General features: G+C 40.9%; 16 protein-coding genes. All 16 read left to right on the top strand.

The genetic code is table 11. From position 1 onward, the window contains the following. The first annotated feature begins 43 nt into the window (after positions 1–43). The 16 genes from P5G49_RS00450 to P5G49_RS00375 all read left to right on the top strand — a co-directional run bounded on the left by P5G49_RS00450 (position 44) and on the right by P5G49_RS00375 (position 21,806). Positions 44–1,498 (top strand): S-layer homology domain-containing protein, encoded by a 1,455-nt coding sequence (locus P5G49_RS00450; RefSeq protein WP_301241464.1) that lies wholly within the window; start codon positions 44–46, stop codon positions 1,496–1,498. 72 nt (positions 1,499–1,570) lie between these two features. Next, on the top strand, positions 1,571–3,268 hold the full coding sequence (locus tag P5G49_RS00445) for a DUF4855 domain-containing protein (protein WP_301241463.1): 1,698 nt from the start codon (positions 1,571–1,573) through the stop codon (positions 3,266–3,268). Positions 3,269–3,418: 150 nt separating this feature from the next. Further along, a complete protein-coding gene (locus P5G49_RS00440; RefSeq protein WP_301241462.1) occupies positions 3,419–4,870 on the top strand; it encodes an O-antigen ligase family protein in 1,452 nt (483 codons plus the stop codon). 356 nt (positions 4,871–5,226) lie between these two features. Continuing rightward, positions 5,227–8,001 (top strand): phosphodiester glycosidase family protein, encoded by a 2,775-nt coding sequence (locus P5G49_RS00435; RefSeq protein WP_301241461.1) that lies wholly within the window; start codon positions 5,227–5,229, stop codon positions 7,999–8,001. A 278-nt stretch (positions 8,002–8,279) separates the two neighbouring features. Next, positions 8,280–9,062 (top strand): hypothetical protein, encoded by a 783-nt coding sequence (locus P5G49_RS00430; protein ID WP_301241459.1) that lies wholly within the window; start codon positions 8,280–8,282, stop codon positions 9,060–9,062. A gap of 265 nt (positions 9,063–9,327) precedes the next feature. Beyond that, a complete protein-coding gene (locus tag P5G49_RS00425) occupies positions 9,328–10,071 on the top strand; it encodes a YveK family protein (protein WP_301241853.1) in 744 nt (247 codons plus the stop codon). Further along, the gene (locus tag P5G49_RS00420; RefSeq protein ID WP_301241458.1) at positions 10,061–10,768 is read left to right on the top strand and encodes a CpsD/CapB family tyrosine-protein kinase; all 708 of its coding nucleotides are present in this window, start codon (positions 10,061–10,063) and stop codon (positions 10,766–10,768) included. The genes P5G49_RS00425 and P5G49_RS00420 overlap by 11 nt, the downstream gene beginning before the upstream one ends. Positions 10,769–10,827: 59 nt before the next feature. Beyond that, positions 10,828–11,592: a tyrosine-protein phosphatase gene (locus tag P5G49_RS00415; protein ID WP_301241852.1), complete on the top strand. Its 765-nt coding sequence runs from the start codon at positions 10,828–10,830 to the stop codon at positions 11,590–11,592. A gap of 166 nt (positions 11,593–11,758) precedes the next feature. Beyond that, positions 11,759–13,597 carry a polysaccharide biosynthesis protein gene (locus P5G49_RS00410; RefSeq protein WP_301241851.1) on the top strand — a complete coding sequence of 613 codons (1,839 nt, stop codon included), beginning with the start codon at positions 11,759–11,761 and terminating at the stop codon, positions 13,595–13,597. Positions 13,598–13,626: 29 nt separating this feature from the next. After that, positions 13,627–14,967 (top strand): glucose-6-phosphate isomerase, encoded by a 1,341-nt coding sequence (locus tag P5G49_RS00405; protein ID WP_435877163.1) that lies wholly within the window; start codon positions 13,627–13,629, stop codon positions 14,965–14,967. Positions 14,968–15,101: 134 nt separating this feature from the next. After that, the gene (locus P5G49_RS00400) at positions 15,102–16,823 is read left to right on the top strand and encodes a phospho-sugar mutase (protein WP_301241455.1); all 1,722 of its coding nucleotides are present in this window, start codon (positions 15,102–15,104) and stop codon (positions 16,821–16,823) included. Positions 16,824–16,836: 13 nt separating this feature from the next. Continuing rightward, a complete protein-coding gene (gene galU / locus P5G49_RS00395) occupies positions 16,837–17,715 on the top strand; it encodes a UTP--glucose-1-phosphate uridylyltransferase GalU (protein WP_301241454.1) in 879 nt (292 codons plus the stop codon). 255 nt (positions 17,716–17,970) lie between these two features. Further along, on the top strand, positions 17,971–19,086 hold the full coding sequence (locus P5G49_RS00390) for a DegT/DnrJ/EryC1/StrS family aminotransferase (RefSeq protein WP_301241850.1): 1,116 nt from the start codon (positions 17,971–17,973) through the stop codon (positions 19,084–19,086). After that, positions 19,086–19,757, top strand: a complete 672-nt coding sequence (locus P5G49_RS00385; protein ID WP_301241452.1) for a sugar transferase — start codon at positions 19,086–19,088, stop codon at positions 19,755–19,757. Before P5G49_RS00390 ends, P5G49_RS00385 begins: the two co-directional genes overlap by 1 nt. Then, positions 19,750–20,835, top strand: a complete 1,086-nt coding sequence (locus P5G49_RS00380) for a DegT/DnrJ/EryC1/StrS family aminotransferase (RefSeq protein WP_301241449.1) — start codon at positions 19,750–19,752, stop codon at positions 20,833–20,835. Before P5G49_RS00385 ends, P5G49_RS00380 begins: the two co-directional genes overlap by 8 nt. Then, complete coding sequence (locus P5G49_RS00375; RefSeq protein ID WP_301241447.1) at positions 20,832–21,806, top strand: GNAT family N-acetyltransferase; 975 nt, start codon at positions 20,832–20,834, stop codon at positions 21,804–21,806. Before P5G49_RS00380 ends, P5G49_RS00375 begins: the two co-directional genes overlap by 4 nt.

The raw sequence follows: 21,806 nt of genomic DNA, 5'->3' as shown, positions 1-21,806 counted from the left end.
GTAAGAATATTATAGTAGTCTAATAACAGGGAGGGGAATACGAATGAAAAAATTAATAGCATTTATCGCAGCAGCCACTCTTTTCGTTACAGGTAGCATCGGGTCTGCCAAAGCGGAAAGTTTCACGGATGTAACAGCCTCTTACAAATTCTATGAACATATTAATTATTTAGCTAGCCAAGGGATAGTCAGAGGAAAGGATGGACGTTTTGACCCTGAAAATGTCGTAACGCGGGCAGAGGCAGCAGTCATGATTGCAAGAGCGTTAAAGTTGCCGACTGGAAATAAAGCAACCATCTTTTCTGATGTCAACAGCTCAAGTTTTGCATCGGGTGCTATCCAATCTGCCACTGATGAAGGAATCATCAAAGGCTATACAGACGGCAAATTCAAGCCTAATGAAATAGTGACAAGAGGGGAAATGGCAATCTTCCTTACAAGAGCATTCAAATTGACCGAAGAAGAACCGATGACATTCACGGATGTACCGGTCAGCTCCGCGGGATATGCATACATACCCAAAATCATCGCTGCCGGAATAACTCAAGGCTATTCGAAAACCAGTTTTGGTCCGGAAAATCCGGTCACACGTGCACACTTCGCTGCATTCCTTGCACATGCAACGAACGAAAATTTACGCTTGACGGTACACGCATGCGGCTATAACCCAGCAAGCAAAGTGAACCCGGATCGCCAGACGTTAAATTGCCTCGTGACGAAAGAAGCAAGAAAAGCGAATGTTCCACCTGAAATAGCAAAGGCTATTGTTGAAGTCGAAAGCGGCTGGACCCACTTCTTAAGCAACGGCGAACCGTTAATTAGTCATGACAACGGCATCGGCCTTATGCAATTAACGAACAGAACCGAGTTCGACACTGAACGTCTAAAGTATGATATAGCGTACAATATCGAAGCAGGCATTAAGGTCCTATCTGACAATTTCAAGCGCACGGATTTACCTATTATCGGAACAAATGACCGCAACGTGCTTGAACATTGGTACTTCGCTGTTATGGCCTATAACGGTACAAAGCCGAAAAATAGTCCATTCAAACAAGCAACAGGCGAAAGAAATCCGACCGCGTACCAAGAGCAAGTCTATAGCAAAATCAGCAACGGCTTCGTCACGCCGAACATCAAATCCATCAACATGTCAATTAAGGATTTCACATACGATGGCACGACAACTAACAATATCGAATTCAACACGAAAGCCTTCACGATGACAGGCAACAGCACAATCTCAGCCGAACTATTAAAAGAGGATTCAGTCGTCAAATACACGGGCAAAGGACTGAGATCCAAGCCGAGCTCCGAAGCAGGTTCCGGTTCAGAATTGATTTTAACAGAAGTGAACAATCTTACCTTTACAATCATCGGTGGACCAGTCTACGACACAAATCCGAAGTCACCAAACAATTACATCTGGTACCCAGTGAAGACTACGACTAACGGTAAAGTAAAAACAGGTTTCATCGCAGCACCTTATATCAGATAAACCCCGGGGGAAGTCGATGGCTCCATCGCAATCGACTTCCCTCTATTTTTGCAACAAGAAGGAGAAGGTGGAATGAAAAAACGTTTACAGCAACTTGGCTTCGTCATCACCATCATATGCCTATCCATCATCGGGACATCAACAGCACAAGCATCCACATTCAAGGACGTTTCCTATCAATACTGGGCCTACAAAGACATCCAATTCGCAGCACAACATAACGTAATCCGTGGATTCTCAGACGGCTACTTCAGACCCGGTTACGACATCAAACGAAAAGACGCAGCAGTCATGTTAACAAGAGTACTTGATCTCTACGAATTAGAAAACGAACCAACACCAGTCGAAGACCTACTGCCAACATCGCCCGGATACAAAGAAATCATGATCGCTCTTGAAAACAACTGGTTATCACTCGACAAAGGCTATTTCCATCCCGACGAGCCATTAACACGGGACGAAATGTCAAAAATGCTCGCAACTGCCTATGGGTACGAAGGGAAGGGTGGCAGCCAATTTATAGATGTGCCCTATGAGGATCCTTATTTCCTTTACATCGATGCAATTGCATTTGAAGAAGTGACAACCGGTTATAAAGATGATACATTCCGTCCAAGCGAAACGGTGACGCGCGGGCAATTCAGCGCATTCATTTACAGGGTATACCAGAAGCCTGTCGCATACGAAGTGAGAAACGATGGAGAGCTTATCGATGTCGTACAAAACGTCGATGACGCAATCGAACTTGCCCTCTATTATCCAAAAGGGACAGTCCACCCGCAAAGCAATAAATTCAATAAATACCCGCAAACAATCGCAGCTGCTGATAAGACCAACCTAAACAGCGGCGTGCTTATTTACAACGGTTACAATGAAACAGAGAAATTCACTACAAATTTCTTCAATCAATACTTGAAGACTAAGCTAAAAGATGGCGAGCGGAAAGATATGTTCGACACATTCGTCATCCTTGGACTCCGTTACAACGAAAACAACGACCAATTCGTAGATGGACCATCGAACCATGCAAACTACTCCGATTGGAGAACCTATGTTGAAAAGACATTCGCACAGGATGGCGCTGTTGTAAACCTGAACTCAACTGCAAGACAATTGAACAGGAAAGTCGACGTCTATATAGCGATTCCATATCCGAAGCGAAACGAGCCAATCATCAAATTCAACGGTGAAAGTGCCGGTTGTGATGTGTACGCCCGATACGACCTTGCTAACTGGTACGTGAAGGAAGTAATGGAGCGCTTCGAAAACGGTAAGTATGAGAATTTGAATTTCAAAGGATTCTATTGGTTAAGCGAAACAGTCCGTACAGTGGACGATGAAGTCATCATTTCTTCTATTTCGAGCATCCTGAGGAAGAACAACAAATTCTTCATCTACTCACCACACGCGACATCGACAAACTTTTATAAGTGGAAAGACTACGGCTTCGACGCCGCATTCCTTCAGCCGAATGCATTCAGGTCATCCATTACGAATAAAGAAGAACGTCTGCATCGCGCATTCCTGAACGCCCAAATCTACGGCACTGGGATTACAATCGAGATAGACTCTTACCATACCGATAAAGCCGAACAAGGCGTAGAAACATTCGACCTCTATATGGATATGTCAAAACGTTACGGGTTAGATGAAAAAGGCATGATGTTCTACCAAGGAGTGAATATGGTCGAAAGAATGGCGACATTTGATCATCCAATTTACAAACGCTGGTATGAGCAGTTGACGGAGACGTTTTTTAATAAACAATAAATTAAGAATAGGGGAGCGGTTTTCCGCTCCTTTTCCATGAATCCTTTCCTACCCCAAAGCGTCTACATAATTGTGAAATAAACCTGCCGATACATACTTGTGCTGTGGTATAATAGTTAAATGTGAAACAACTACAGAAAGGGTCATTCCATGAATCTTAACCTTAGAGAAATGGCTGTGCCAATTATTGGAGTACTACTCATTGCCGTGGCGCTCGTCATTCCGAATACTATGATTGCCTATGGCATTTCACTCGTTCTTGCAATCGCTGCATTGTTCAGGCCGAAACAGGCCATTTTATTTTTGCTTATCTACTTCCCGCTTCGCTCATTCCTGATCGAATTAAGCCCGGGATTAAAACTTGTTGGTGATCTAATCATCGTCTTCGCCTTTATCCGTGTACTTTGGGATTCACGTAAGGATTGGAAGTCGATTTTCCGTTTCGAATTATTCGAATGGGCATTTATTGCATTTATCTTAATGGGAACTGTTTCTGCATTCCTTTCAGGCGTCGTCCTGTCAGCAATCATTTTCCAAATCCGTGCATTCGTAATCATGTTCCTTCTATTATATATTGTTAAACGATTGGACATTACGAAACGGGATATAATGAATTTCCTTGCCGTCACTTTATTCGTCACGGTAGTCCTTATCATCCAAGGACTTGTCGAAAAGCTATCAGCTCGATCGCTATTAATGCCAGATCAATGGGTGAATCGCCAGCTTTCAAAAAATAACGCAAGCCGTATTTACGGACTCGTGAACAATCCGAATGTGTTTGCCGTCTATTTAACAATTTCAGGCATTCTTATTTACTACCTGAAAACTTTGCTTCCAAAGACGAAGCTTCAATGGGCTCTTAATATCCTTCTTGTCATACTTGCAGGTACATGGATTCTCACGTATAGCCGTGGGACATGGATTGCCTTCATCATTGGAATCGTCATCTACTTCCTGTTCACAAGGAATTGGAAGTTCGTCCTGAAAGCAGGGCTTGCCGCTGCATTGGGCTTCGCGCTTATTACAGTACCGGTGACAAAGGCTGCACAATGGATCAGTTCGAACACCGAAATCGGTGAAATTGTACGGACAGGTGCACCTGAAACCGAGCAAACTTTTGCGATTGAGACAACGCGCATCAAGGAAACTTTCCAGTCAGACACATTCGAGAAGAGTAAGACGACTGGCCGCTTGTTCATTGTCTACAAAGGCCTCGAGATTTTTAAAGACTATCCGGTCCTTGGAACAGGCTTCGGTACGTTCGGCGACTCCGCTTCAAAAGTGTACTCGTCGCCATACTATAGCCAATACGATGTCCGTTTCAATATCTATTCGGACAACCAATACATCCAGGTCATCACACAAAATGGAGTTGTAGGCGTATTGTTATTCGCGGTCTTCCTGTTAGGCATGTTAGTCGTATTCTGGAAGAGACGGAAGCAGTCGGATAAGGCTATACCAATGCTTGCATTGTTGATCAGTGTCTACTGGTGTGGATTCATCTACAATATCTGGGAGGACAAGACGTTCACGATGTACTTCTACATCCTGACAGCTGTCTTCTTGGCTTATACTTCAAAGAAAAATACGCGTTTACAATAAATAATAAATAGAACAGCCCCTTTCCGAGTTTAAACTTGGGAAGGGGCTGTTTTTTGTTTAATAAACCCCGAATTTGTCAAAAGCATTTCGCGCGACCGGTAAATATATTGTAGGAGTGCATTCCCGCGACTCAAAGAATTTTTTTAAAACGCATAAAAAACTCCACGCACTCATAAATCCCCTCAAAAGCTTATAAATACCACAAATCACGCATAAATCCATCCATTCACGCATAACAGCCCTTTCGGGCTTTCTTTTTTAATAGTCTATTAGAACGAAAAACTCCCATTACTATACAAATAAAAGAATTAGAGATTATAATGAACATACATCAACTAACAAAGGGGAATGAATCATTGCATAAACGTAAACAACTGTCGAAACTCAGCACCCTACTCCTTGTGATCTTTCTATTAATACCAAACTTAGCATTTGCAGAAACATCAAATACTACTGCGGCACCTATAACAGAATCCACAAAAATCTCACAAGGTGTCCACTATGAATATACGAACACAACGATAAACAATGACGCACAAGCATTTCGCCAGTTAATCGTTGACCTGAATGATCCATTCACAACAGTCGACGTCAGTTACCCGACGCCGCTCAATAAGCTGACAACTACTACGAGCCAAGCTAATGCCTACACAGCATTGGGCCAACAAGTAGCTGGCGCCGTCAACGGCTCATTCTTCTGGGGATCAGACCAAGGCTATTTGCCGATGTATCTCATCGCCTACCGCGACAGACTTATGAATGCTGGAATCATCGCATCTGGAAGAGACCAATACGTCAACCAGCCGATTGCGTTTGGGATCGACAGCACTGGTAAAGGGAAGATAGATTCGTATAACCTAAGTCTATCATTCAATCATAATGGACAAGATTACCCAATCACTTCAACGGACAAGCACCGTTCAAATGACAACTTGATCCTTTACACACCGCTTTACCCGAAGCCGACTACTGAAACAAACGCGTTAGGTATCGAACTTGTCCTTGAAGGAGTCACAGGCGGAACAGCCCTGAACTTCGGAGAAACCGTAACAGGTAAAGTAATGAAAATTAGAGAACGTAACAACCCGACAGCTTCCACTATCCCGAAGGACGGTTTCGTCCTGTCTGCACATGGGGAAGCAATGCAGCTCATCAAAGACATTGGAATCGGTGAAACAATCTCCATCACTGCTAATATCGATGAAAAATGGAAGGGCGCATCATTCATGCTTACGTCCGGTCCGGAACTTGTCAAAGAGGGCAAAGTGAACCTTGGAATCGATCCGAACAGTGACCGTGCAACAGAACGTGCACCTCGTACGGCGATTGCAATTGATAAAACAGGAACAAAAGTGTTCATGGTAACAGTGGACGGAAGACAATCAGGCTATAGTCGTGGGCAAAACATGAAGGAATTTGCTGAATACCTTGTGTCAATCGGCGCATACCAAGCGCTTAACCTTGACGGCGGTGGTTCCACAACGATGGCTGTCCGTAAACCAGGCGACTTTAACGTTTCCTTGTTCAATAAACCATCCGACGGCAGAGAGCGCTCTGTCTCCACTGCGCTTTTTGCAGTATCAAAAGCTCCAGCAGGAACACCAACAACTGTAGGTGCTCATCTATCGAAACCTGGAGTCTATCTAAAAGGGACGAAAGGTTCAGTTTTGGTAGATTACGTGATGGACAACTTTTACAACCCAGTCACATTCAATAAAGCAGATGTGAAATTAAGCTCACCGCAAGGCTTAATAACGGTAAATGGCCTTGAATTCACAGCACAAAAAGCAGGCGCTGGCGCAATCACTGCACAGTACAGTGGTGCAACAGCAAGCATCCCATTTGAAGTCGTCGAATCAATCCATACTGTCCAACCGTCAAGCCCATCATTCGAGGTTAGAAAAAATGGCTCGACAACATTAACTGTTAAAGCATTCGACGCTAAAAACAGGGAAGTCATCTTTGACCCTGCACTCGTCAAATGGAGTGCTCCAGCATCTATTGGAACAATCACTGCAGCAGGCGTCTTCACAGCAGCTTCGAAAGAAGGGACAGGCGTTGTAACGGCAACCCTTGGAGGCAAAACAGTCTCCATCCCAGTAACAATTACAGGTGACTACTCCAGCGTGGATAAAATGGAATCCCTGGATAACTGGACAGCCACAGCGACGAACGGTAAAGCAACACTTTCAATGAATAGCGATAAAGAGCCTGCCTTTGAAGGCAATGGCTCATTGAAACTCACATATGATTTCACTGGAACTTCAGGCACTTCTGCTGCGTATCTTGATGCAACAAACCCAGTAAGTCTCGCAGGCACTCCAGTTAAGATTTCCGCACGTGTATACGGGGATGCTGGAAACACATGGCTACGCGGACGTATTCAAGATGGCCAAGGCAAAGAGTACGTTGTTGACTTTACGCCTGAGAACGGCTTGAAATGGCTCGGCTGGAACTATGTAACGGCTGCTATCCCTGCTGGTGCAACTGGAAATCTATCACTCAAGCAAATCTATATCGCACAACCGACGGACAGCCTGAAAACGAAGGGCAGCATCCGAATCGATGACCTAAAATCAGTCTTTGCAAACAGCTATAAAGAAGCCCTCTTTAAAGACACAGGACTTACATTCCGTGCGGAAGGTGAAATTACAGCACTTGTCAATGACGGCGTCATTGCAGGTTTCGCTGACGGTAGATTCGGTCCTTACGAGGAATTGACAAGACAGCAAGCGGCAATCCTCTTGGCAAGAGCACTTAAACTGCCACTTGATAATGTAACGGACCCAGGCTTCGAAGATATGGCGCCGACAATGACGTTCTATAAAGAAGTGGCGGCAGTCGCGAATTATGGAATCATCCAAGGGAAGGAAAAAGGCAAGAAATTCGACCCGAACGGTAAACTGACTCGTGCTGAGATGGCTGCAATCCTTCAACGAGGATTCAAGCTTCCGCTTAGCGACAAGAATCACTTTACTGACAGCAATGGCAGCTTTGCAAAAGACGCGATCAATTCTTTGGCATATAACAATATTACCCAAGGGATTGGCGGAGGGAAGTACGGACCTGCGCAAAACATCAGCAGAGCTGACTTCTCGGTGTTCTTACATCGCACAATGGCAATAAAGTAATAGAAAAATAGTCTTTGAGATTGCAGAAAATTATGGTACACTGTCTATGTAGAGTTTTTCCTTTTACACTATAGAATCTTAATGGCCTTGGTTGATGGTGCGGCAAAAAATCTGTGAAGATCCCTTCTTCACGGATTTTTTTGCGTTTTAGGGACTATAATCACATGGGAATCTATCACCCTACTACATTCGACTATATAAATCAAAATTCCAGTTCACTTCCTTTTTCATTCGTGGTAGACTTATAGATACATGGATTTTACGAAAAGGAGTAAATTATGAAAAAAAAGCTGATTATCTCATTGTCTGCACTCTTAGTCATTGCACTTGGTGTGGGAGGCTATCTTTTATACATAATGAAATTTAAAGAATACGATGTTGCGGATGAGTCGGTTTCTGAAATCATAGAAGATCCGTTCGAAATCGAATTGCCCGATGGTACAATCATCACCTTGGATGACAGCGGAGAAGACATTATCGAAAAAGTATCCGATAAAGAATCCGATAAAGAAGATGGACAAGCGTCATCTGATTCGACAGATGAATCAGACGATGATGAGGGTTCCATTCCTGTAAGCGGGAAAGGGCAATCATCCAAAACACCATCCGGTTCTACTAACAGTAGCTCTAATACAGGATCTACATCCAAACCAACGTCCAAACCAACGACTAACACTTCTACAGCGGGACCAGGGAACACAGGTTCAAAAGTGACAGTGGCATCTATTAAAGAAAAATATAGCCCTGCTTTCGCAGCACTCGAAGGACAAGCGGAAAGCAAATTGAACGCATTGATTGGCAGAGCGAAAAATGAGTATTTAACTAAAAAGGAAAATGGCGAGAAAGTAGACTATGGCTATTTTTACAATAAATACACAAGTGCAGCGGCGGAACTCGAGGGAAGAACAGACAGCGTCTTCAATGGCGTCCTGAAAGCTATCGAGAAAGACCTTGAGAAAAATGGTTACGACAAATCATACGCAAAAAGCTTCCAAGATGAATACAACGCACAAAAGAAAATTCGTAAAGAAAGCTTAATGAAAAAAGCGGTAGGTAGATAGTAGATATATTACATTACTAAAACGATAGTTGCCTGTAGTGGAAGGCGGCGAAGTGCGAAGATATGCTCTCAACGCTTCGCTTTTGTTCGCAAAAGCCGTTCCTCGTTACGGCTTTTCCTGCGGGAATAGCATGAGCTGAAGACCCCGCAACGAAGCGTAGCGGAGTGAGGAGGCTGAAGCCATGCCCGCGGAAAGCGTCCGCCTGGAGCGAAAGGCAACGGTCTATGATTCCTACACTAACCTACTAAAAAGGAGACCGACCTTCATGGAAGAGACAATCAGCCTACAAGATTTGTTCAGAACATTAAAGAAAAGAATCGTTTTGATCATCTCTCTAACAATTATCGCCATGGGTATAGCGGCAGTCGCAAGCTATTATTTCATTACGCCAATCTACCAGGCATCGACACAAATCTTGGTCAATCAAAAAAATGAGCAATCCAACCAGTTCAACACCCAAGAAATTCAAATGAACCTTCAGCTCATCAACACATACAATGTCATCATCACAAGTCCTGCAATTCTATCAAAAGTAATTGAGAATTTGGATCTTGACATTACACCTGCACAGCTTAAAACTCAATTAACCGTAAGTAGTGCACAGAACTCGCAAGTAGTTAACTTGACTGTTCAAGATACAGAGCATTTCAGAGCGGTTGACATTGCAAATACGACAGCAGAAGTTTTTCAAGAAGAAATCCAAAATTTGATGAATGTCGATAACGTTAACATCCTTTCACCAGCTGTCAATGTGGATTTTCCGTCTCCAGTAAAACCGCAGAAGCTATTGAACATTGCAATCGCGGCAGTTGTCGGTTTGATGCTTGGTGTAGGGATTGCATTCCTATTAGAATATCTTGATACAACAGTTAAATCTGAACAGGACATCGAAGAATTAGTCGGTCTACCAATTTTAGGTATCGTGAGTAAGTTTCCGAATGAATTAATGCAAAATAACGCTACAAAACCTGTTGCAGCTAGAAAGAAGGAGAAGGCCCATGTTAATTAAACGCAAAAAGAAAGTCCTTCAAAAAGCTGCAAGAACTCTAATTGCACATAATGACCCAAGATCGGTCAATTCCGAACAGTTCAGGACGATCCGTACAGGTATTGACTTTTCGATGCCTGATAAAGAGCTTGAAACACTGCTTGTCACTTCTGCTGCGCCAAGTGAAGGGAAATCGACAATCGCTGCGAACATTGCAGTCGTATATGCCCAAAACGGTAAGAAAGTACTGTTGGTTGATGCGGATTTACGGAAGCCGACTGTTCACTATACATTTAATCTAATAAATAATGTAGGACTAACGAATTTGCTTGCGAAAAATACGACTCTTCAAGTCGCTGTTAAGAAGAGTGAAGTGGAAGGTCTTGATGTACTTGTATGCGGTTCGATTCCACCGAATCCTGCCGAGCTCTTAGGGTCGAAATCAATGGATAATGTAATAGAGATGCTAAAGGAGCATTATGATCTTGTCATCTTTGATGCTCCACCTCTTCTATCCGTGACAGATGGTCAAATCTTAGGGCAGAAATGCGATGGAGTAGTACTTGTTGTTAGCGCGGGCTCTACTGAAAAAGAAAATATCGTCAAAGCAAAAGAAGCATTGGCGTTGACGAAAACAACTATTCTTGGAGTCGTGTTAAACAACTTCACCCTTACGAAGGATCATTATTACTACAACTATTATGGAACGGAAGAGTAAAGGACAGTAGTTCCTTCTACTCTTTTTTCCATATTGGAGGTCGATTTCCAGTGATAGATATGCACTCCCATGTTTTGCATAGTTTAGATGACGGTCCTGACTCAATGGAAGGGACTATAAAAATTATATATAGCGCAGTCAACGAAGGCATTACAGATTTGATTGCAACGCCCCATGTGCATAATCCCCATTTCCACGTGAAAGCAACGGAAGTATCCAAACAAGTCGTGGAGCTAAAGGAATACATTAAACGTGAAAGTATTCCATTGCAACTCCATCTCGGACATGAAGTCCGGATACATGATTCGATTATCGAGAACTATAAAGCTGGTGAGTTATTGACGCTTGCGGATTCTCGATACATGCTGCTTGAATTACCGTCCCAGACAGTTCCCTCATATACAGTAAAAGTCATTGAACAATTAATCGAAATCGATATTATACCAATCATTGCCCATCCTGAACGTAATCGTGCGATTGCGGAGAAGCCCGAAAGACTTCAAAGGCTCATCCGACATGGGGCGTATGCACAAATTACCGCAGGGAGTGTTTCAGGACATTTCGGCAAAGGGATTCAGGATTTGTCGCTGCGTCTCATCGAAGCAAACTGTATCCATGCCTATGGCTCTGATGTGCATAAGATGGAGACGAGACCCCTTGAATTCGCCAAAGGTATTGATCTCTTGGAAAAAAGGAAGTTTGATCAAATCATTGATGTTCTTCTTGAGAATAATTCAAGAATTCTCTCTGATCAACCGTTAATTCAGTTGGAAATGGGGAATGTAAGAAAAAAGAGCTGGTGGAAAATAGGATTGAAGGTCTAAATTATTTTTCAATGTCCTTTTGAAGGTAATTCATTATTTTAATATATCAAATTATTAGAAAATTAATAGAAAATAATAGTGACATATACACATGCGGTTGGTATAATAGTAACTATTATATAGTAATAATAGTATACGAGATTTAAAAAAGAAGGGCGTGAGTCGCATTTCTGTTAGAAATAGGTTGACGATGTTATTTTTAGTGGATTCTTTTATAGTTCTTTTTTCGATTTTCATAGGGTATTTTATACTAAATCCGACTTTCAATCTTTTTACGAATAAGGTTTTGTTAGTCAGCGTCATTACAATTCAAATTGCCCATCACTTATTTGCTTGGTTTTTCGGTTTGTATCGAAAGGCTTGGACGTACGCTTCAATTGGTGAGTTGAAATCGATTTTCAAGGCGGTTACATGGGCTATCGTTGTTGTCGCTGCGGTTCAATTACTTGTTGCCCAAGACATTTACTTCAGAGCATTGGGGATCACTTGGATGCTCCATATCTTGTTAATTGGCGGATCGAGACTCTCGTGGCGGTTGTATAGGGACACGGTTAACCGGAAACAGGATGTAGAAGCAAAGCGGACGATGATTGTCGGGGCTGGACAAGCAGGGAGCATGATTGTACGTCAAATTCTCCAAAATCCAGAATGCGGAATGACACCTGTTCTTTTCGTTGATGACGATCGGAAGAAACAAGGGCTTGAAATATTCGGTGTCAAAGTTTTAGGCGGGACGAAACATATACCGGCAATCGCGGAAGACAATGATATTGAAAAAATCATTATCGCAATACCATCGATGGACAAGCAAGAACAGACGGAGCTCTTGAAACGTTGTGTAGATACGGGAATAAAGACACAAAAGATTCCTCGCATTGAAGACATTATGACGGGAAAGGTCTCTGTCAGCGATATGCAGGACGTCAAGATTGAGGATTTGTTAGGGCGAGATGAAGTTGAGCTGGATATGGAAGCAATTGCAAGCAAGTTGACGGGCAAAACGATCATGATCACAGGAGCTGGCGGCTCGATTGGATCGGAAATTTGTCGTCAAGTGAATCGGTTTACACCGAAGAAGCTCATTTTATTAGGGCATGGTGAAAACTCGATCTACTTAATAGAACGTGAACTGAGGGAAAAGGTTTCACCTGAAACTGAACTTGTTCCGGTTATTGCAGATGTACAAGACCGACAACGGATTTTTGATATCGTGTCTGAGCATCAACCAGATGTGATTTACCATGCGGCAGCGCATAAGCATGTACCGTTAATGGAAGCGAATCCGATGGAAGCTGTAAAGAATAATATTTTCGGTACGAAGAATGTTGCGGAAGCGGCGGATATGTTTGGAATTCCACATTTTGTATTGGTATCTACGGATAAAGCGGTAAATCCTCCGAATGTGATGGGTGCGACGAAGCGTTTTGCGGAGATGATTGTGCAGAACCTTGCGAAAAACAGTGAGACCAAATTTGCGGCAGTTCGGTTTGGAAATGTACTTGGGTCCCGTGGCAGTGTTGTGCCGTTGTTTAAGAAGCAGATTGCGGTTGGTGGTCCTGTTACTGTGACGGATCCTGAAATGACACGGTATTTTATGACGATTCCGGAAGCATCGCGGCTTGTTATTCAGGCAGGGACGCTTGCTCGTGGTGGGGAAGTGTTTGTGCTGGATATGGGTGAGCCTGTGAGGATTGTGGATTTGGCGAAAAACCTTATTAAGCTATCGGGATATAATGAAAGTGATATTAAGATAGAGTTTAGTGGTATTAGGCCTGGGGAGAAGTTGTTTGAAGAGCTGTTGAATGAGAATGAGCGGCAGAGTGAGTATGTGTTTCCGAAGATTTATGTTGGGAAGGCTACGCCGATTTCAGAGATGGAACAGCAATATGTGTTGGACAGGCTTTTAGATATGGATACCGAGGAGCTAAGAACAACCTTAGTCGGTTTAGCGAATCGGAAGTTTGTGCAGGAAGATATTGAGTCAGCTATCAGAATGACAGTATAGTAAGACTAATTTCTTTTGGAGGTGAAGTGTTGGCGCATATTACATTTGATTATTCGAAGGCAATTGAGCATTTTGGACATTATAAGGTATCTTTTTTAGAGCATTCTGTTCAGTCCATTCATAACCAGATGCATAGTGAAGCAAGCGAACACAGCAATTATTTAGGGTGGATTGACTTGCCTGAGATGTATGACAGGGAAGAATTCGAAAATATCCAGAAAACAGCAAATAGAATACGAGAAAACAGTGATATACTTGTAGTGATTGGAATTGGCGGTTCTTACTTAGGAGCAAGGGCGGCAATCGAAATGTTGAACCATAGCTTCTATAATATGTTGCCAAAAGAGAAGAGACGCAATCCGCAGATTGTTTTTGTCGGACATAATCTCAGCTCAACTTATATGACACATGTTATGGACCTACTTGAAGGTAAGGACTTCTCAATTAATGTCATATCGAAATCTGGAACAACGACGGAGCCGGCTATTGCTTTTCGTATCTTCCGTAAACTATTGGAAGAGAAATATGGCAAGGAAGAATCAAGGAAACGTATCTTCGCTACAACGGATAAAGAAAAAGGCGCATTGAAACAGTTAGCTGACAGGGAAGGGTACGACACGTTCGTTATTCCTGATAATATCGGCGGGCGTTATTCTGTATTGACAGCAGTGGGGCTATTGCCGATTGCGGTGAGTGGCATTAGTATCAATGAAATCATGGCAGGTGCATTACGAGCGCAACGGGAACTGGATAATCCAGTTCTTGATGAAAACTCAGCGTATCAATATGCTGTTATTCGTAATATCCTTTTCCAAAAGGGTATGGCGATTGAAATGTTCGTCACGTATGAACCGGGTATGCATTATTTGGCTGAATGGTGGAAACAGCTTTTCGGTGAGAGTGAAGGGAAGGATCGGAGAGGGATTTTCCCGGCGTCCGCGAACTTTACAACTGATTTGCATTCATTCGGTCAGTATATCCAGGAAGGACAACGTAATCTTTTTGAAACAATCGTTAAAGTGAAGAATTCGCTTGATGATATCGTAATTGAAAAAGATGAAGAAAATATTGATGGATTGAACTACCTCGCAGAAAAAACGGTAGATGAAGTTAACAGCAAGGCGTTTGAAGGTGCACTTGAGGCCCATGCGGATGGAGAAGTACCAGGACTTGTTTTTGAAATACCGTCTATGGATGCATACACATTTGGCTATATTGTTTATTTCTTTGAAAAAGCTTGTGCGATGAGTGCTTATCTATTTGGCGTCAATCCGTTTGATCAGCCGGGTGTGGAGCAGTATAAAACGAATATGTTTAGATTGTTGAATAAACCAGGATATGAAGTAGCCCCAAGTGGTACCAGGTACTGACACAATTTACAAACTTCGAATTGTGGCAGCACCTGGTATCCACGGTGCTTTGGTGGCATCTTCGATGCTCTAATCTGATAAAAACCAGTGGTGGCTGTACATGGCTCCACGGTGGATAGAAAGGATTTACTAACATGCAATGGAAACAAAAGCTGGATCAATGGCTAAAACATCTGCCTGAAGGTGATCCGTTAAAAATTGAATTGAATAGCAATCTTTCAAATGAAAAACTTATGGAAGATTGCTTTTATAAAGATTTGGAATTCGGTACTGGTGGAATGCGTGGGATCATCGGGCCGGGGACAAATCGTATAAATATTTATACAGTGAGGAAGGTGGCATTCGGCCTTTCTCGATACATAGAGGAAAAGGGAAAAGAGGCAATGGTTCGCGGGATTGCCATTGCTTATGATTCGAGGCATATGTCTAAGGAGTTTGCGTTGGAAGTTGCGAAGGTCGTTGGCGGTGATGGGATACAGGTTTATTTGTATGAGGACTTGCGTCCTACGCCATTACTATCTTTTGCTGTTCGATATTTGAATGCTTTTGCTGGTGTGATGATTACGGCGAGCCATAATCCTTCGGAATATAATGGATTGAAGGTTTATGGAGAGGATGGTGCACAGTTGCCTCCTGAGGATGCGGATGTTGTTGTTGAGTGTATGCAACAGGTTGTGTCGGAATTGTTAGTTGAAGTTGCTGATGAAAAGCAATTGGTGGCGGATGGACTTCTTACGTATATTGGGGAGAACGTGGATCGGGCGTATTTGAATGCGTTGGGTTCGATTCGACTTGATGAGGGTGCGGAGAAGGACAATCTTGCGATTGTTTTTACGGCGCTTCATGGAACTGGGACGGAGCCGGCGAGGCAGGCGTTTTCTAAGTTTGGGTTTACGGATGTGACGTTTGTTGAGGAGCAGTGTGTGCCGGATCGGAATTTCTCGACTGTTGAGTCACCTAATCCGGAAGAGACGGCTGCGTTTGAGTTGGCGATTGAGTATGGTGAGAAGAATGATGCTGATTTATTGTTAGCTACTGATCCGGATGCGGACCGTTTAGGGGTTGCTGTGAAGGATGGACGGGGGGAGTATGTTCTTCTGACGGGTAATCAGATTGGTGCTTTGATGATTAAGTATTTGCTCGAGCGTAAAGAGATGGATGGTAGTTTGCCACCTGACGGTGTCGTAATGAAGACGATTGTTACGACGGAATTGGCGAGGGAGATTGCTGGTTCTTATGGTGTGGAGACGTTGGATACCCTTACGGGTTTTAAGTTTATTGCGGAGAAGATTCAGCAGTTTAAGGAATCTAAGGAGAAGAGTTTTCTTTTTGGATTTGAAGAGAGTTATGGATTTTTGATTGGGGATTTTGTGCGCGATAAGGATGCGATTCAGGCGGCAGTGTTTATTGCTGAGGCGGCTGGTTATTATAAGGCGTTGGGTAAGTCGCTTTATGATGTTTTGAATGAACTTTTTGAGGAGTTTGGATATTTTAAGGAAGTTACCCGATCGGTTACGCTTGAGGGGAAAGATGGGGCGGAACGGATTGGCCGGATTATTGGGAGTTTTAGGGAGGACATTCCTTCGGAGTTTGATGGGGTTCGGGTTGTTGAGGTTGAGGATTATTTGAATGGTGAAACGACTCGGTTGGCTACAGGGATGAAGAGTGTTATTGATTTGCCAAAGGCTGATGTTTTGAAGTATTGGTTGGAGGATGGTTCTTGGATTTGTGTACGTCCTTCTGGAACTGAGCCTAAGATTAAGTTTTATTTTGCAGTTAAGGGTGAGAATGAGGAAGATGTTAGTTTGAAACTTGAGGGATTGCAAGACGTTGTCTTGCTTGGAGTTATGTCTTGAGGAGGAATGAATTATGAATAAGAAGGTTCGTAAGGCGATTATTCCGGCGGCAGGATTAGGTACTCGCTTTTTACCGGCTACAAAGGCGATGCCGAAAGAGATGTTGCCGATTGTGGATAAGCCGACGATTCAATATATTGTCGAAGAGGCTATTGCTTCCGGTATTGAGGATATTATTATTGTTACTGGTAAGGGTAAACGGGCTATAGAGGATCATTTTGATAATAACTTTGAACTGGAAGATAATTTGATACAGAAAGAGAAGTACGATATTTTGGAAAAGGTACGTCAGTCTTCGAATGTTGATATTCATTATATTCGTCAGAAAGAGCCTAAGGGACTTGGACATGCGGTTTGGTGTGCTCGGAAGTTCATTGGTAATGAACCGTTTGCGGTTTTGCTTGGTGATGATATCGTTAAGAGTGAGACCCCTGGTTTGAAGCAGTTGATTGAGCAATATGATGAAACGCATGCTTCGGTTATTGGTGTACAGACAGTTCCGGATGATGAGACGAATCGTTATGGGATTGTTGAACCTTCCGGTCAACAAATCGGAAGAAGATATGCAGTGGAGAACTTTGTTGAGAAGCCGGCATTGGGTACAGCGCCTTCTAATCTTGCGATTATGGGCAGGTATGTGTTGACTCCTGAGATTTTTATGCTATTAGAAAAACAGGAGAAGGGTGCAGGTGGAGAGATTCAGTTGACAGATGCGATTCAGCAGTTGAATCAGATACAGAGAGTGTTTGCTTATGATTTTGAGGGTAAGCGGTATGATGTTGGGGAGAAATTAGGGTTTATTACTACTACTATTGAGTTTGCTTTGCAGAATAAGGAGATTCGTGATCAGTTGATAGAGTATATGGCAGAAAAGGTTAATGAGTTAGGATGAAAATTTAATTTCTTTAATCAGGGAATAGGACCTTCGGTCAATCTAACGTTTTTATTTATTTAGTTCCTATTAAACCGTTGGTCCAGATACTTGGATAGATAGATAATATTAAGTAAGTACCCAATTCAAATAGTAAGTACAATTTAGTGGTGTAGTAGTTTGTTGGAAAGTTGAATTGAGGATCCAACTAACTCCTAAACGACTAAAAAGTTTACTTAACAATGGGAGGAAGTACAAATTATGGTGTCTACAATAGTGAAAGATAGAATATTTCTCTCTTCCCCACATATGAGTGATGAGGGTTATGAAATGCAATATGTAAAGGAAGCATTTGATACAAACTGGATTGCACCCCTTGGTGAAAACGTAAACGGATTTGAAAAAGAATTGGCTGAGAAGATTGGTTCTAAATCCGCAGCAGCACTTTCCTCTGGAACGGCTGCTATCCATTTGGCTCTTAAAGCAGCAGGAGTCGGAGAAGGGGATATTGTATTCTGTCCAACACTTACATTCTCTGCTACTGCAAACCCCATCATCTATCAAAATGCTATTCCTGTATTTATCGATAGTGATTATGAAACATGGAATATGAGTCCTATAGCATTGGAAGAAGCATTTGAGAAGTATCCGGAAGTAAAAGCAGTCATTGTTGTTCATCTATATGGTTTATCAGCTGATATGGATAAGATTATGGATATTTGTAAGAAACATAATGTATCGGTTATAGAAGATGCTGCTGAGTCTTTAGGTACTTACTATAAAGGTAAGCATACTGGAACTTTCGGTGATTATGGCATCTTTTCATTTAATGGAAATAAGATTATCACAACTTCTGGTGGTGGGATGCTTGTTTCTAACAATGAAGAACGAATTGCCAAGGTTAGATTCTGGGCAACTCAATCAAGAGATCAAGCAAGGCATTATCAACATAGCGAATTAGGGTTTAATTACCGTATGAGTAATGTTGTTGCTGGGATTGGTAGAGGGCAGCTTAAAGTGTTAGATCAAAGAGTTGCCAAGAAGAACTACATTTTTGAGTTCTATAAAAGAGAGCTTGGTGGGCTTGAAGGCATTGAATTCATGCCGAGTAATGGTTGGGATGAACCAAATTATTGGTTAAGCTCGATAACACTGTCTGGTATGGTAAGGCCTATTGATGTATTTGAAGCATTGGAAGCTGAGAACATCGAGTCCAGACCGGTTTGGAAACCAATGCATCTGCAACCGTTCTTTGAAAAGTATGATTTTGTCGGTGAAGGTATATCGGAAAAGTTGTTTGAGAATGGGGTTTGTTTGCCGTCTGATACGAAGATGACGGATGAGGACTTAGAAAGAGTCGTTAAGACTATTAGAAGGTTGTGGTTAGAATAATGAAGAATTCCAAAGGTGGTATCTATAGAAGGTTTGTAAAAAGACCGATGGATTTCATACTATCATTAATTGCTATTATTGTTCTTAGTCCGGTATTACTAGTAGTTGCTGTACTTGTGAGAACGAAGTTAGGCAGCCCTGTGTTATTTAAGCAGAAACGACCGGGGTTGAATGAAGAGAATTTTATAATGTATAAGTTTAGGACTATGACGGTTGAGAGCGATGAAAATGGAGAGTTGCTTCCTGATAGCGTAAGGTTAACGAAGTTCGGCCGTTTCCTAAGATCTACATCTCTTGATGAATTACCCGGGCTTTTCAATATTTTAAAAGGTGATATGAGTATTGTAGGACCGAGACCTTTGTTAGTAAGGTATTTACCTTATTACACATTTGAAGAAGCCCATAGACATGATGTAAGACCTGGGCTAACTGGATTAGCACAAGTAAGCGGTAGGAATTTGCTTAGGTGGGAGGAAAAGTTTCAAAAAGATCTAGAGTATGTTGACAAATGCAATTTCAGTCTAGATGTAATAATCATACTATTAACATTCAAAAAGGTAATAAAACGTGATGATATTGTTTCTTCAGAAACAATTAATTTAGGAGATTATACAATAAGACCATTAGATGTTGAAAGGGCATCGTTAAATAAGGAGACAAAAAATGTTTAATGAAATCGGAAGTAATTTTTACTTAAATACTATAGAGGGAATGCCACGGGTAGAATACGACAACTATAATGATACCCGCCAGCATGTTTTTTTAGACACGGGAAGGAGTGCTATTAGGCTTGCACTTGATAATATAGATGTTGGTAGAAAAGTTGCAATTCTTCCTATGTATACCTGTCATACGGTAATTCAACCATTTATAGAACATGGTTATGAAATAAGTTTTTACGATATAGATTTCCATTTTCAAGTTGATATTGACGAATTTAAACAATTAATAAATGAAGTTAAACCAAGTGTAATTCTCGTTCATGCATATTTTGGATTTGATACTTTAATAGGTATAAGAGAATATTTAAAAACATTACGGAATCATGGTATTTATATTTTAGAAGATATAACGCAATCGTATTTATCAAATATGGATTATGAAACTGCCAACTTTTATGTGTGCAGTATTAGAAAGTGGTTGGCGATTCCTGACGGTGGTTTTTTAAAATCAACTAGTATTGAGATTAATAAGCCATCCCTTCTTATCAATGAAAAGTACATTAAGAAACAGAAAAGTGCGATGTTGCTTAAAAGTGAATATATAAAAAAATTAAATCCGAATATTAAAGTACAGTATAACAAAATCTTTGGAGAAGCAAAAAGAATAATAGATAATCAAACAGGTATATATGAAATGTCAGATCTATCAAAGAATTTATTGCAAGTCTCGGATATTCACGAAATTAAGATTAGAAGAAAGAATAATTATTATTATTTACTTCAACAATTGAAAGATGAAAAAAACATTGTGATACCATTAAATATTTGTGATGAAAATGTGACACCCTTATTTTTTCCGATCTTTATAAAAAACAGAATGAATCTCCAAAAGTATATGGCCCAAAATAATATATATTTACCGATAATTTGGCCGAAATCGGAATTCTGTGTTATTACATCTGATTCAAAAAGTAAATATATTTATGAAAATATTTTATGTATACCTTGTGATCAACGATACTTTGAAAATGATATGGAACGAGTTGTAAGTTTATTGAAAAAATACTTAAAGGAGGAGGAGATATGAATTATCCTGATATTTATTATCATCCTAAGTGGGTAGAATTATATGCGGGTTTAGATTGTGGTAAACCAGGTTACTACAAATTAGAAAATGATTATGGGACAATTATTTATCCTTATGTTAAAAGAGTAGTTCCTTATACAATCGAGGAAACAAAATATTATGATATTATTACTCCTTATGGTTTTAATGGTCCTTGTATAATGGATTGTTCAAACCATACAAAGGACTTACTTATTAAATCCTTTGAAGAGGATTTTTCAAAGTATTGTATAGAAAATAATATTGTAACTGAGTATGTTCGTTTTTCCCCGTGGCTTGAAAATCATATAGATTTTCAAAAATACTATCTATTGAGTGAGAATAAAAAAACAATAGCTGTTAATTTACTAGTTGACAATATTTTAACAGATGAAATCTCGTCGAAAAGACGAAACTTAATAAGAAAAGCTATTAAATCAAATGTAAGTATACAATTCGATTATACTGGCGAAACTATCGAAAATTTTTATTGTTTATATCAAAACACTATACAAAAAAATAGTATAAGTGAATATTATCAATTCGATATATTCCTTTTAAAGCGAAATTTCGAAAAGTTGTCTGGTAATATTTTTATTGTAAACGCAATTTATGAAGATGAGATTATTTCTTCAAGTATTTTTCTACACAATGGAAAGAATTTACATTACCATTTCTCTGCGAATAATTATGAAAAGACAAATTTGAATGGTAATAGCTTAATTCTATATACTGTTGCTGAATGGGGTAAAGAAAATAATAAGGAATTTCTACATTTAGGTGGGGCGTCCAGATCAACAGATTTAATGAAATTTAAACTCTCATTTACAAAGAGTAATGGTTTTCCTTTTTATGTTGGAAAGAGAATAAGGCAAAAAGATGTTTACAAAAAATTAGTTCAAATTAGTGGCAGTTTTAACTCTGATTATTTTCCAGAATATAGAGGAGGCTAA

This window comes from Sporosarcina highlanderae, assembly GCF_030433715.1.
Taxonomy (GTDB): Bacteria; Bacillota; Bacilli; order Bacillales_A; family Planococcaceae; genus Sporosarcina; species Sporosarcina highlanderae.
This window is presented reverse-complemented; position numbering and strand designations above follow the sequence as displayed.

Excerpts from the sequence above, each read along its gene's own strand:
- P5G49_RS00450 (WP_301241464.1), top strand. The coding sequence starts at position 44 with ATGAAAAAATTAATAGCATTTATCGCAGCAGCCACTCTTTTCGTTACA.
- P5G49_RS00445 (WP_301241463.1), top strand. The coding sequence starts at position 1,571 with ATGAAAAAACGTTTACAGCAACTTGGCTTCGTCATCACCATCATATGC.
- P5G49_RS00440 (WP_301241462.1), top strand. The coding sequence starts at position 3,419 with ATGAATCTTAACCTTAGAGAAATGGCTGTGCCAATTATTGGAGTACTA.
- P5G49_RS00430 (WP_301241459.1), top strand. The coding sequence starts at position 8,280 with ATGAAAAAAAAGCTGATTATCTCATTGTCTGCACTCTTAGTCATTGCA.
- P5G49_RS00425 (WP_301241853.1), top strand. The coding sequence starts at position 9,328 with ATGGAAGAGACAATCAGCCTACAAGATTTGTTCAGAACATTAAAGAAA.
- P5G49_RS00420 (WP_301241458.1), top strand. The coding sequence starts at position 10,061 with ATGTTAATTAAACGCAAAAAGAAAGTCCTTCAAAAAGCTGCAAGAACT.
- P5G49_RS00415 (WP_301241852.1), top strand. The coding sequence starts at position 10,828 with ATGCACTCCCATGTTTTGCATAGTTTAGATGACGGTCCTGACTCAATG.
- P5G49_RS00400 (WP_301241455.1), top strand. The coding sequence starts at position 15,102 with ATGCAATGGAAACAAAAGCTGGATCAATGGCTAAAACATCTGCCTGAA.
- galU (WP_301241454.1), top strand. The coding sequence starts at position 16,837 with ATGAATAAGAAGGTTCGTAAGGCGATTATTCCGGCGGCAGGATTAGGT.
- P5G49_RS00385 (WP_301241452.1), top strand. The coding sequence starts at position 19,086 with ATGAAGAATTCCAAAGGTGGTATCTATAGAAGGTTTGTAAAAAGACCG.
- P5G49_RS00380 (WP_301241449.1), top strand. The coding sequence starts at position 19,750 with ATGTTTAATGAAATCGGAAGTAATTTTTACTTAAATACTATAGAGGGA.
- P5G49_RS00375 (WP_301241447.1), top strand. The coding sequence starts at position 20,832 with ATGAATTATCCTGATATTTATTATCATCCTAAGTGGGTAGAATTATAT.